Source organism: Pseudomonas salicis (assembly GCF_057128705.1).
Map to the genome: position 1 here is coordinate 99,065 of NZ_JBSKHU010000007.1, position 12,146 is coordinate 111,210.

The 12,146-nt window shown below is 59.5% G+C and carries 11 protein-coding genes; all 11 read right to left on the minus strand.

The annotated features are described in order from the left end of the window. Positions 1-112: 112 nt before the first annotated feature. Positions 113-757 carry a methionine ABC transporter permease gene (locus tag ACWKWE_RS24370; RefSeq protein WP_166595818.1) on the minus strand — a complete coding sequence of 215 codons (645 nt, stop codon included), beginning with the start codon at positions 755-757 and terminating at the stop codon, positions 113-115. Beyond that, positions 747-1,874, minus strand: coding sequence for a methionine ABC transporter ATP-binding protein (locus tag ACWKWE_RS24375; protein WP_483851950.1), 1,128 nt, complete (start codon positions 1,872-1,874; stop codon positions 747-749). Before ACWKWE_RS24375 ends, ACWKWE_RS24370 begins: the two co-directional genes overlap by 11 nt. 2 nt (positions 1,875-1,876) lie before the next feature. Then, positions 1,877-2,671: a MetQ/NlpA family ABC transporter substrate-binding protein gene (locus ACWKWE_RS24380; RefSeq protein ID WP_483851951.1), complete on the minus strand. Its 795-nt coding sequence runs from the start codon at positions 2,669-2,671 to the stop codon at positions 1,877-1,879. A 167-nt stretch (positions 2,672-2,838) separates the two neighbouring features. Continuing rightward, the gene (locus ACWKWE_RS24385) at positions 2,839-4,224 is read right to left on the minus strand and encodes an LLM class flavin-dependent oxidoreductase (protein ID WP_483851952.1); all 1,386 of its coding nucleotides are present in this window, start codon (positions 4,222-4,224) and stop codon (positions 2,839-2,841) included. Continuing rightward, positions 4,224-5,438, minus strand: a complete 1,215-nt coding sequence (locus ACWKWE_RS24390; protein WP_483851953.1) for an SfnB family sulfur acquisition oxidoreductase — start codon at positions 5,436-5,438, stop codon at positions 4,224-4,226. Before ACWKWE_RS24390 ends, ACWKWE_RS24385 begins: the two co-directional genes overlap by 1 nt. A gap of 23 nt (positions 5,439-5,461) precedes the next feature. Beyond that, on the minus strand, positions 5,462-6,703 hold the full coding sequence (locus tag ACWKWE_RS24395; RefSeq protein ID WP_483851954.1) for an SfnB family sulfur acquisition oxidoreductase: 1,242 nt from the start codon (positions 6,701-6,703) through the stop codon (positions 5,462-5,464). A gap of 506 nt (positions 6,704-7,209) precedes the next feature. Beyond that, complete coding sequence (locus tag ACWKWE_RS24400; protein WP_483851955.1) at positions 7,210-7,944, minus strand: hypothetical protein; 735 nt, start codon at positions 7,942-7,944, stop codon at positions 7,210-7,212. A gap of 564 nt (positions 7,945-8,508) precedes the next feature. Next, positions 8,509-9,252, minus strand: a complete 744-nt coding sequence (gene tcyN, locus ACWKWE_RS24405; protein ID WP_483851956.1) for an L-cystine ABC transporter ATP-binding protein TcyN — start codon at positions 9,250-9,252, stop codon at positions 8,509-8,511. 3 nt (positions 9,253-9,255) lie between these two features. After that, positions 9,256-9,924 carry a cystine ABC transporter permease gene (tcyL, locus tag ACWKWE_RS24410; RefSeq protein ID WP_166595810.1) on the minus strand — a complete coding sequence of 223 codons (669 nt, stop codon included), beginning with the start codon at positions 9,922-9,924 and terminating at the stop codon, positions 9,256-9,258. After that, positions 9,921-10,718, minus strand: a complete 798-nt coding sequence (gene tcyJ, locus ACWKWE_RS24415) for a cystine ABC transporter substrate-binding protein (RefSeq protein WP_166595809.1) — start codon at positions 10,716-10,718, stop codon at positions 9,921-9,923. The genes tcyL and tcyJ overlap by 4 nt, the downstream gene beginning before the upstream one ends. A 339-nt stretch (positions 10,719-11,057) precedes the next feature. Next, on the minus strand, positions 11,058-12,059 hold the full coding sequence (locus tag ACWKWE_RS24420) for a D-cysteine desulfhydrase (RefSeq protein WP_483851957.1): 1,002 nt from the start codon (positions 12,057-12,059) through the stop codon (positions 11,058-11,060). Between the last annotated feature and the right edge of the window lie 87 nt (positions 12,060-12,146).

Sequence of the window (12,146 nt, forward strand, 5' to 3'; positions counted from 1 at the left end):
CGCGAGCAAGCTCACTCCTACAGGAGGGGGCGTGCCAGGACGATGATTTCATCGATACCGCAACCCCCGACAAGACGTTCTGCTTTAGTTGAGGACCAGCCCCCGGATCAAATCACCGTTTATTCAACCGCAACGCCAACCGATCCCCGCCCAGTTGAATCACCGCCACCAACACCACCAACAGCACGATCACGGTCAGCATCACTTGCGTATCGAACCGCTGATACCCGTAGCGGTAGGCGATGTCGCCGAGGCCGCCTGCGCCAATTGCGCCGGCCATGGCCGAGGAGTTGATCATGGTGACGAGGGTGATGGTGAAGCCGCCAACGATCCCCGGCAGGGATTCCGGTAGCAGGACGTGCCAGACGATGTGCCAGCGGCGGCAGCCCATGGCCTGGGCCGCTTCGATCAGGCCGTGGTCGACTTCGCGCAGGCTGACTTCCGCGATACGGGCGAAGAACGGTGTGGCGGCGATGGTCAACGGCACGACGGCGGCCCACACGCCATAGGTCGTGCCGACGATCAGGCGCGTGAAAGGGATCAGCGCGACCATCAGAATCAGGAACGGCACCGAGCGAAAGATGTTCACGAACGCGCCCAGCACGCGATTCACGTTCGGCGCTTCGAAGATCCCGCCTTTGCCGCTGGTGACCAGAATCACCGCCAGCGGAACACCCAGCAGCAGCGCAATCAGTGAAGAGACGCCGACCATGAGAAACGTGTCGAGCGTGCCTTGCCACAAGCGTTCAAACCACATAACCCAGTACCTTTGCGTGTTGCGCCTGTTTGCGGGCGCGGATGAGCAGTTCTTCGACAGACAACGGCGAGTGGCTGATGGCGAGCAGCAAATGCCCCAGCGCACGTCCCTGAATGCGCTCGACGCCGCCGTGCAACAGGCTGACGCGACCGCCAAACGCACTGAACAGCGACGACAAGTCCGGTTCGCTGCCGTGGCTGCCGGTGAATTGCAGATCCAGCACCACACTGGCATTTTCGTCTGCCGGCTGAGGCTGCAGACGGGCCTGTAGATCGTCGGGCAGCGCATGTTGCAGCGGCGCCAGCAGGGTTTTGCTCACCTCGTGTTGTGGATCGCCGAACACCTGCCACACCGGGCCTTGCTCGACGATCTGGCCTTTTTCCAGGACCACGACGCGGTCGCAGATTTCCCGGATCACGGCCATTTCGTGGGTGATGAGAATGATCGTCAGCCCTAGCCGCTGATTGATCTCGCGCAACAGGCCGAGGATCGATTGCGTGGTTTCAGGATCGAGCGCCGAGGTGGCTTCGTCGCACAGCAGAATTTCCGGGTCATGAACCAGCGCGCGGGCGATCCCGACGCGCTGTTTCTGGCCGCCGGACAACTGCGCCGGATAGGCGTTGTGCTTGTCTTGCAGGCCTACCAGTTCCAGCAATTCGGCGACCTTGCGCTGACGCTGTTCCCTGGGAACGCCTGCCACTTTCAGCGGCAGTTCGACGTTCTTCCAGACGGTCTTGGCCGACATCAGGTTGAAGTGCTGAAAGATCATGCCGATCCGTCGGCGCAGCTCCACCAGCTTGTCTTCGTTGAAGGCCGCAATGTCGATCTGATCGATCAACACCCGACCACTGCTCGGCTGTTCCAGCCGGTTGATGGTGCGGATCAGCGACGACTTGCCCGCGCCGCTGCGCCCGATGATGCCGAAGACCTCGCCGCGCTGGATATCCAGGTCGATGCCTTGCAGAGCCGCGACCGGCCCCTGCTGCCCTTCATACACCTTGCCCAACTGGCTGAAGCGCACGTGGGCGTTGGCTTTTTCCGGGTGCAGACGCGCCTGTGCGGCGGAATGCGGCGTGAGCTCTTCCAGTGGCAGGGAGCGTTGCACAGTGGCGCTCATGGTCAGTTCTTCCAGCCAGGTTGATAGAGCGTGCCGTTGGCTTTATCCAGCGCGGCGCGGACGACAGGGGAGTGTTGGTAGATGTCGATGAACTTGGCCAGACGCGGGTCGTCCTTGTGGTCCGGCTTGATCACAAACTGAATCACGTATTCCGGGTGATCGAGGCCGTCGAACAGAATCGCCGAGGTGGCATCGAAGCTCTTTGCCGAACGAATGTAGGCCGGGTAGCCCTGCACCAGATCGGCGTCGTCATAGGCGCGGACCAGTTGCACGGCTTCGACCTGGATCAGCTTGATCTTCTTCGGGTTGGTGAGGATGTCGTCTTCAGTGGCCTTGTAGCCCACGCCTGGCTTGAGGGTCAGCAGACCGGCCTTGGCCAGCAGTTGCAGGCCGCGTCCGCCGTTGATCGGGTCGTTGGCGATCGCCACGCTGGCGCCAGTCGGCAGTTCATCGAAGCTTTTGTATTTCTTCGAGTACAGGCCGACGTTGTTGATGATCCCCGGCGCGTACGGCACCAGGTTGAAGCCCGACGCAGCTTTGGCGTTTTCCAGAAAGGGAATGTGCTGGAAGTAATTCACGTCGATGTCGCCCGCATTGAGGCTGACGTTAGGCGCGATCCAATCGGTGAATTCCACCAGCTCGACTTTCAGGCCTTGCTTCTCGGCTTCGGCGACAGCCGTTTCCAAAGGAATGGCGAACGCGGCGGTGGTGCCGACTTTAAGCGTCTCGTCGGCCGCTTGAGTGAAGCCGGTGAACAGCCCGAGGGAAAGGGCCAGGGTGAGCAGGGTTTTTGTCATGGTGTTGTGTCCGGTTCGGTGTCAGTGGTCTGGTGTGAATTATTTGGATTGACGCAGGCCTCCTGTAGGAGCGAATTCATTCGCGATGCGGGTGTTCAAGCGACGAATCTCCATCGGCTGTACCGCCCAGAATGAATTCGCTCCCACAGTTGGGGCATCGTTCGTCGTTAAGTCGGTGTCGCCTTATCGAGCGTGTTTGCTGCTCTGTATCCCGCCCCCGCATGCCTCTCAGGCAACCGCGCATCCCCGTCGGCAAACAGCTTTTCGCGCAGGGTCCCGTGCTCGTAAGCGGTCTTGTACGAACCGCGCCGTTGCAGCTCGGGAATCACCAGATCGATGAAGTCCTCATAGCTCTCCGGGGTGACGATGCGCGTCAGGTTGAAGCCGTCGAGGCCGGTCTCGGCGATCCAGGATTCCAGCTCGCCCGCCACCTGCTCGGGCGAACCGATAACGTTGATGTAACGCCCGCCCAGCGCGTGCTGATCCAGCAGTTTTTGCCGGGTCCAATCATTGTTCTTGAGAATTTTGGTCGCCGATTGAATCGCGTTGCTCTTCACGTGCTGGATCGGCTCATCCAGTTCGTAATCGGCGAAATCAATGCCGGTCGAGGCCGAGAAATGCGCGAGCCCCGCTTCCGGGCTGGCGTACTTGAGGTATTCGGCATGCTTGGCGCGGGCAGCCTCTTCCGTCGCACCAACGATGACGTTCAGGCCCATGAAAATCTTGATGTCGTCCGGGTTGCGACCGGCCGCCACGGCGCTGGCGCGCACTTTATCCACCTGCTCGCGAGTCGCCGGTTTGTTCTGGCCGCTGATGAATACGCACTCGGCGTTGCTGCCCGCAAACTGCAGGCCGCGATCCGAGCTGCCTGCCTGAAACAGTACCGGCGTGCGCTGTGGTGACGGCTCGCAAAGGTGGTAACCCTCGACCTGATAAAACTCGCCGTGATGCCGTACGTAGTGGACTTTTTCCGGCTGCGCGTAGACCCGCGCTTCACGGTCTTCGATGACCGCGTCGTCCTCCCAACTGCCTTCCCAGAGCTTGTACAACACCTCCATGTATTCGTCGGCCTGGTCATAACGGCGGTCGTGTTCGATCTGCTCGCTCAGGCCCATGGCCTTGGCCGCGCTGTCCAGATAACCGGTGACGATGTTCCAGCCGACGCGGCCTCGGGTCAGGTGGTCGAGCGTGGACATGCGACGCGCGAAGAGATACGGCGCTTCGTACGTCAGGTTGGCGGTCAGGCCGAAACCGAGGTTTTTCGTCACCGCTGCCATGGCCGACACCAGCAGCAGCGGGTCGTTGACTGGCAGTTGAATCGACTCTTTCAGCGGGACATCAATGGACTTCTGGTACACGTCGTACACGCCGACGATGTCGGCGATGAACAGCCCGTCGAACAGTCCGCGTTCCAGCAACTGTGCAAGATTTGTCCAGTATTCGATCGTCTTGTACTGGGTGGACGTGTCCCGAGGGTGCGTCCAGAAACCATGATTGATATGCCCGATGCAGTTCATGTTGAACGCGTTGAGCAGGATCTTCTTCTTGCTCATCAGATCGTCCCCCGGCGCGGCGGATTGACGTCGTTCAGGTAAAAGTTGCCGATGGCGTGGTACTTCCAGCGCACCGGGTCATGCAGCGTGTGAACCCGTGCGTTGCGCCAGTGACGATCGAGGCCATGCTCGGCCAGCGTCGATTGAGAACCGGCCAGTTCGAACAACGTGCTGCCAGCAGCAAGCGAAATCTCGGTGCTGATGGCGCGGGCTTCGGCCACGGCAATCGAAGCTTGCGCGACGTTCTGCGCGCTGCTGTCGGCCCGGGCGCGATCCAGAAATTCACCGGAGCGTTCGAGCAAGGCTTCAGCGGCGTGCAGGCGAATGCCGAGCTTGCCGAAGCTGTGCAGCGTCAATGGGTCATCCACGGCTTTTTCAATGCCGGAATCGATCCACGGACGGGTGCGGGTCCGCACGAAATGCAAGGCGTCTTCATAGGCTGCGCGAGCGATCCCCGTGTCGATGGCGGCGTGAAGAATCTGCGCCAGCGGGCCGACAGTGGTCGGGCGTTCGAAGGCGGTCTGGAACGCCACCACGTCTTCATCGCTGACGTAAACGTTGTCGAACACCACCGAGCCGCTGCCCGTGGTGCGCTGACCGAAGCCGCTCCAGTCGTCGATGACGGTCAGCCCCTCAGTGTCGGCGGGAACGAATGCGAGCTGCTGAATGCCCTCGTCATCGATCACCGACGTCGGAATGCGCTGGGCGTAGATCGCGCCGGTGGAGTAGAACTTTCGGCCGTTGATGCGCCAACCTTTGCCGTCGCGGCTCAGACGCGTGGTCCGGTCATGGGCCATACGGGTGCCGAGTTCCGCCAGCGCATTGCCAAAGCGCTGACCAGCGAGCACTTCGGCATACAGCCGCTTTTGCTGCTCAGGGCTGCCGTTCACGCGCAGCACTTCGAGGGCGTAAAAATGGTTCTGCGGAATCTGGCCCAGCGAGCCGTCGGCCGCCGAGATGATGCGAATGACTTCAGCCAGCGTGACGTACGAAACGCCCGCGCCACCGAAGGCTTTGGGTACGCTGATGCCCCACACGCCCGAGCGGGAGAACTGTTCGAGTTCCGCGTGGGGCAGGCGGCGTTCGCGGTCGCGTACAGCACTCTCTTGTTTAAAACGTTCAGCCAGCGAATGGGCGACTGCCAGTGCCTGGGCGTCATCTTTGATGATCGCGGTCACCGCCTGCGTATCATGCGGCAAGGATTGAAGACTCATATGTATGCTTCCAGTTGTCTGGTTCAGATCCAGGAATGGCGGGCAGGCAGGGTGCCGTTGAGGTTCCAGGCGCCGACGGCGTGGACTTTCCAGCGCACGGGATCGTGCAAGGTGTGCACGCGGGCGTTACGCCAGTGCCGGTCGAGGTTGAATTCGGCCAGGGTGGCGCGGCTGCCGGAAAGTTCGAACAGCTTCTCGCTGGCCTGAAGGGCGATTTCGGTGGTCAACACCTTGGCTTCGGCGACCACGATGGAGGCGCGGGCCGCGGATTGCGCGTCGATGGGCGCCGCCGCAATTTCATCGAGCACACGACCGGCCTTGTTCAGCAGCGCTTCGGCGGCGTGAAGTTCCAGCTTCAGTTTGCCGATGTCGGCAATCACATACGGGTCATCGCTGGCGCGTTCTACATTGGCCTCGATCCACGGACGCGAACGTTCACGCACGAAACGGATGCTCGCGTCGATGGCTTCTCGGGCGATGCCAGCGTCGATGGCAGCTTGAATCAGTTGAGACACCGCGCCCTGAATGCTCGGCGCGAGGGCCAGCTTCCAGTTTTCGATGACCAGATCGCCGCTGACTCGCACGTTGTCCAGCAGCACGCTGCCGCTCGCGGTGGTGCGCTGTCCGAAGCCGGACCAGTCGTCGATGATGTGCAGGCCCGGTGTGCCACGGGGCACGAACACCAGCACCTGCTTGCCGTCGTCGTTGATCGCTTTGACCGCGACCCAATGGGCGAACAGCGCGCCGGTCGAATAGAACTTGCGACCATTGAGCAAAAATTGATCACCGTCGGCGGTCAGGCGCGTTTTCACGTCGAGGGTGTTTTTAGTGCCGCGCTCCGGCCCTCCGTTGCCGATGCGCGCGCCGTTCAAAATGCTGTCGAACAGCACTTTCTTCTGTGCGTCCGTGGCGCTGCCGACCAGAGAATTGAGAATGCCGAAATGGTTCTGCGGAATCTGTCCCACAGCGGGATCGGCGGCGGACAGGATGGCAAACACCTGCGCCACCGTCGCGAACGACACTTGCGGGCCGCCATACGCACGGGGCACGGCAATGCTGCCGAGGCCACTGCGGGTGAACTGCTCGATTTCAGCCCACGGCAACTGACGTTCGCGATCACGAAGGGCAGCAGTGGGGCGGACGAATGCCGCGAGTTCATGGGCGGCGGCGATGGCTTCGGCGTCGCTGCGCAGCACCTTGGCAGGCAGCAGAGGAGGAGCGATGTCCAGGGGATGCTGGACAGAAAGTGCGTTCAGATCAGTCATGGTGGCGACCCATCCTTCCGCGCAATGCCCTGGCGTTATGCACTGGGGTAATTGTGTACGTGACCATTGGAACCTCGATTCAAGACCGCAAGGGCGGCAGGAAAACTAGCGATGGTCCGGTGGTCCGGTGCATATACCCTAAGCGTGTATAAAAATTAAATAAACTTGCATTTAGGAATAAGCATAGAAGGCGAAGAGGGCCTGCGGGCTGCTCGTCAGCGGGTCGGTCCAGACGAGGCAGGAATTGAAGACCAGAAGCAGCGTGAAGTACTTGACAATATGTTTGCAGTGCATGGCGAACGTCTCGTAAAGGGTTTCCACGAGGCTAGCAGCGAGCAGCGGGGCGTCCCGGGCGGGGTTTGTAGGAAGGGTTATTCCGAGCTGTCGGACTTTTCGCAAGAGGCCTGAAGTTGCAGACCGGCTCACATTTCAGTCGGGCCGCCATTCTGGAGGGCCGTCGCGGCAGGGGCCGAAACCGCGACGGAGCGTTGAGTGACAAGCGTGTCTTACCCCTTCGACATTGGAGCCTCGCCGGTGCTGACCCGGATGGATCGTACAGGCGCCCACCGTGAGTTGTTGCCGACACGGTCAATGACGCAGTAAGTGACTTCCTGATGTGAGTCATCCCCGGCTTCCTGAATCAGTGTGGCAGGCACATGAACGTCGATGTCCTGCCCGACTTGTTCTTCGGTCAGTGCCGGAAGGTCCATCCGGATATCACCCCAACGCAGGGTGATTTCGTCGTAGACCTCCATGTGTGGGTAGCACTCGATTGAAATGTGCACGCCGTTCACCCATTGTTCGGCGCTCAGTCCGTGACGCATGACCGCTTCGTCAAACATGACGGGTGCCAGGCCTTGATTTTCTTCACCGTCGGTACTGACCAAATGACCGCCGGGAATCTCCAGTTTGACCCACACCTTGCAACTTGGTGATCGCACCGATTCGCTGCCTATCTTCGTGACGCGATAGTAGGTTTTAACCTTCCCGCTTTGTAGGAAACTCTCAGGAATATGTAGGACTGTTGTGTATCCGATGTCGGACTCAGATAAAAGTGTTGACGCAACATAACAGTCTCCCCAGAACAGTTCGATCAAGTCACCGCTCTCCATTTCTGGATAAGGATCGATATTCACCCGCAAATCGCTTGCGGCCAAGGCACCTATTCCTTGTTTGTTCAACTGCGGTAAATAAGGGGCGAAGAGCTTGAGAGGCATACAGCTGATGGGGGTGTAAATCATTTTGGGTTCTCACTGAATGATGGACTTGAACAAAGCATGCACCGGTTTTTCTCGATGCAAGCCCTCTCTGGAAACGATGTCGTTAGTACACGCTCGATGCGCAGTGTTGGCAAACCATACAAATAGTGCCAAATACCAGCTTGCTAATTTTTCAAGGCGATAGTTAGTTTTCGATTCGAGCTAATTGTGTTACTGCATATCTGTCAATGGCTCAGGAGGCTTAACGGCGTTTGTGTCAATTAAACAGACCCTTCCTACAAAGTATCAAAGGGTAGGGGCGGGGAACCGGCATGATGCCTTACATGAATTGGGTAGCGTGTTTATCGCGATAAAGACGAGTGAGACCACAGAGAGAGCTGGCTTTATTTGTAGGATGTCAGGAAGTCAATCGACGTTATAAGAAGTGAAGCGAATTGTTGAACGAAACATTGGATAAGCTGATGGAAAGCGCGCGAAGGTACGGAAAAATATTGGGGATGTTCGCTTGGTCCAAACTTTTCCAAATGTTGGACCCAAAGAAAACGGCGCCCAAGGGCGCCGTTCGATACTGCAAGCGTTGTAGGACTAATTCCTGCTGCGCTCCAGAAACTGCCGAGTGCGTTCTTCTTTAGGGTTGGCGAACAGTTCCTTTGCGTCGCCCTGTTCGACAATTACGCCCTTGTCGATGAACACCACGCGATTGGCCACGTCACGGGCGAATTTCATTTCGTGGGTGACGATGACCATCGTGCGTTTTTCTTCGGCCAGGGCACGGATGGCGCTCAACACCTCGCCCACCAGCTCCGGGTCCAGCGCAGAGGTCGGTTCATCGAAGAGAATGACTTCCGGCTCCATCGCCAAGGCCCTGGCAATGGCCACGCGCTGTTGCTGGCCACCGGACAGACGACGCGGGTAGGCGTCTTCCTTGCCCGCCAAGCCAACCTTGGCCAACAGCGAGCGCCCCAATTCGATGGCTTGGGCACGTGGCATCTTCTTGACCACGGTCGGGCCTTCGATGACGTTTTCCAGCGCCGTGCGATGAGGGAACAGGTTGAAGTTCTGGAACACGAAACCGACATGCTGGCGCAGTTGCCGGATCAACCCCGCCTGCTGGGTCAGCGGTCGGCTGCCATCGATCTTGATGTCGCCCACGACGATCGTGCCGCTGGTGGGTTCTTCGAGGAAATTCAGGCAACGCAGAAACGTCGTCTTGCCTGAGCCGCTGGGGCCGATGATGGCCACCACTTCGCCCGGCTCGACTTTGAGATCGATGCCCTTGAGGACCTGATTGCCCTTGAATTCCTTGGTCAGTTTTTCAACGGTGATCATGGCTCAGGACTCCACGTCGTGGCGGTTGGCCCGGGCTTCCAGACGGTTCTGGAAGTGCGCGAGCACGGTGCACAGGACCCAGTAAATCACCGCGACGGTGAAATACATGGTGAAGACTTCCAGGGTCCTCGACGAAATCAGCTGCGCCTGACGGAACACTTCCGGCACCTGAATGGTGGCGGCCATGGCCGTGTCCTTTACCAGCGAGATAAAACTGTTGCCCAGCGGTGGTAATGCGGTTCGCGCAGCTTGCGGCAGAATCGCCCGACGCATGGCCTGAGCGCGGGTCATGCCGATGCTGGCGGCGGCTTCCCACTGACCCCGATCCACCGCACCGATGGCGGCACGCAGGATTTCACAGGCGTAAGCCGCCATGTTCAATGACAAACCGATAAGCGCTGCCGTGATCGCATCGAGTTCGATGCCCAGATCCGGCAGGCCGTAATAAATCATGAAGAGCTGAACCAGCAGGGGCGTGCCGCGAAAGAACGACACGTACACCCTGGCGATGGCGCTGATGAGCCAGACTTTCGACAAACGCATCAGTGCCAGGCCGAAGCCCAGCACCAACCCGAAAAACATCGATCCGAGACTCAGACCCACCGTGTAATACGCGCCCTTGAGCAGAAAGGGCGCGGAGTCCAGCGCGAGCTGTAGGCTCTCTGGAATCATTTGGTCACGTCAGCCTTGAAGTATTTCTGCGACAGCTTGGCGAGGGTACCGTCAGCGCGCAGCTTGTCGATGGCCTTGTTGATCGCGGCCAGCAATTCAGGCTCGCCTTTGCGCAGTGCGATACCCGCTTCCTGACGGGAGAACGCTTCGCCGGAAACGGCCAGTTTGTCCTTGGTTTTCGCGACCAACTCCAGTGCCGCGAGGCGGTCGACCAGAATGGCGTCGATACGGCCTACGCGCAGGTCCTGATATTTGGTCGGATCATCGTCGTAGGTTTTGACGATGGCATCAGGCACGTTGGTTTTCAGCCATTCTTCGTAGTTGGTGCCCAGGCCAACACCGACTTTTTTGCCTTTCAGGTCGGCGGCGGTCTTGATCACGCCAGCGTCCTTGGTTTGCACCAGGGCCTGGATACCGGAGACGGTGTACGGCTCAGAGAAGTCGTATTTTTTCTTGCGCTCGTCGGAGATGGTCACCTGGTTGATCACCACGTCCAGACGCTTGGACTCCAGTGCCGCCAGGATGCCCGCCCATGGGGTGGCGGTCAGCTTGACCTTGACGCCCAGTTCCTTGGCCAGCGCTTCAGAGAACTCCACCTCGAAACCGGTCAGCTTGCCGTCTTCGCCCACGAAGCTGAACGGTGGATAAGTGCCTTCAAGGCCGACGTTGAGGGTGCCGTTCTTTTTGATGGCGTCCAGCTGTTCACCTGCGACGGCGTGAGTCACCAGGCCAGTGCCCAGCACCAGGCTGAAGGCCGACAGCAAGAAAGTGCGGCGAATTGCAGACATGTTCATGTGAGTCCCCTGTTTTAATTGGAATGTCAGGTGCGATTCAGACCTGACGAAACTACTGTGACATCGCCGCTTTATCCAGCTTTTTCAGAGGTCTGCCGGATTTTGTAGGAGCGGGTTGCGGCGATGATAAAAGCGGTTGTTTAGTTTTAAAAATAATTAAAAATCGACTGCTTAGTTGATGTTGTTCTATGTGCCCCGGGTTGCCTGCACTGCTCTACCTGTAGGAGCCGGCTTGCTGGCGAATGCGTGGGGGCAGCGCATGGAGGGTGACAGACCTGACGCTTTCGCCAGCAAGCCGGCTCCTACGCCTTTGGCAGAAGCCAGCGCCAAGCGTAACGTTCACTGCCCCGAAAAAACACCTGGATACGCAAACAAGGCAGGTCCACCGCCGGTGTGCAGGAAGATGACCGGGCCGTCGTCCAGACGCTGCCGACCGATGCCGTCCAGCAAGCCGGCCATTGCCTTGCCGGTGTACACCGGGTCCAGCAGCAGCCCTTCCTGACTGGCAACCAACCGGATCGCTGCGAGGGTGCCAGCGTTCGGTTCGCCATAACGCGGACCGTAGTATTCATCCCACAGGTTGACCTTGAACGCTGAGGGCAGTGCCTCGCCCAGCAGCTCGACGGTGCGTTCGGCCAGTCCTTGTACCTTCGGCGCCTGGGTTTCCTCAGGGCGGGAAACCGTCACGCCGATCACCGGCAAATCCGGCAAGGCCTCTGCCAACGCCAGACCAAGGCCGCTGTGGGTGCCTGCACTCCCAGAAGCCAGCACAACGGCGGCGAATTCCAGTCCCGTCTGATGGATCTGTTCCGCCAGTTCAAAGCCCGCCCGCACATAACCCAGCGCACCCACCGGACTGGAACCGCCAATCGGCACGAGATACGGCTTTTTGCCGCTGTTGCTGAGGCGAGCGGCCAAGGCCTGAAGAAGCTCGTCCGCGTTGTCCAGGATTTCTACCAACTCGACCTTGGCGTCGAACAGGTCCAGCAGCAGACGGTTGCCGTTGCCGAGGTAATTGCTGTCTTCGGTGCCAATCGGATTTTCCAACAGCGCGATGCAACCCAGCCCTAGCTTGGCGGCCAGCGCGGCGGTCTGGCGCACGTGGTTCGACTGGATGGCACCCGCCGTGATCAGGGTGTCAGCGCCTTGGGCCAACGCGTCGGCGGCGAGGTATTCGAGCTTGCGCAGCTTGTTACCGCCCATGGCGAGCGGTGTGATGTCGTCGCGCTTCACGTAAATGTCGCGACCGGCCCAGGCCGACAGGCGTTCCAGCTTCTCCAGCGGCGTTGGAGCACCCAGCAGGTCCAGGCGATTAAAACGGTCGAGCTGTTGTTTGATCATGGTCGTGTCGAGGTATCCGCGAGTGAGTCGCTGGACTATAGGCAGACGTTTCCCACAGGGCAACCTGATGCTTTCCTGCGCTCGGCG

Coding starts and splice junctions, on each gene's coding strand:
- ACWKWE_RS24370 (WP_166595818.1), bottom strand. CDS start 757: ATGTGGTTTGAACGCTTGTGGCAAGGCACGCTCGACACGTTTCTCATG.
- ACWKWE_RS24375 (WP_483851950.1), bottom strand. CDS start 1,874: ATGAGCGCCACTGTGCAACGCTCCCTGCCACTGGAAGAGCTCACGCCG.
- ACWKWE_RS24380 (WP_483851951.1), bottom strand. CDS start 2,671: ATGACAAAAACCCTGCTCACCCTGGCCCTTTCCCTCGGGCTGTTCACC.
- ACWKWE_RS24385 (WP_483851952.1), bottom strand. CDS start 4,224: ATGAGCAAGAAGAAGATCCTGCTCAACGCGTTCAACATGAACTGCATC.
- ACWKWE_RS24390 (WP_483851953.1), bottom strand. CDS start 5,438: ATGAGTCTTCAATCCTTGCCGCATGATACGCAGGCGGTGACCGCGATC.
- ACWKWE_RS24395 (WP_483851954.1), bottom strand. CDS start 6,703: ATGACTGATCTGAACGCACTTTCTGTCCAGCATCCCCTGGACATCGCT.
- ACWKWE_RS24400 (WP_483851955.1), bottom strand. CDS start 7,944: ATGATTTACACCCCCATCAGCTGTATGCCTCTCAAGCTCTTCGCCCCT.
- tcyN (WP_483851956.1), bottom strand. CDS start 9,252: ATGATCACCGTTGAAAAACTGACCAAGGAATTCAAGGGCAATCAGGTC.
- tcyL (WP_166595810.1), bottom strand. CDS start 9,924: ATGATTCCAGAGAGCCTACAGCTCGCGCTGGACTCCGCGCCCTTTCTG.
- tcyJ (WP_166595809.1), bottom strand. CDS start 10,718: ATGAACATGTCTGCAATTCGCCGCACTTTCTTGCTGTCGGCCTTCAGC.
- ACWKWE_RS24420 (WP_483851957.1), bottom strand. CDS start 12,059: ATGATCAAACAACAGCTCGACCGTTTTAATCGCCTGGACCTGCTGGGT.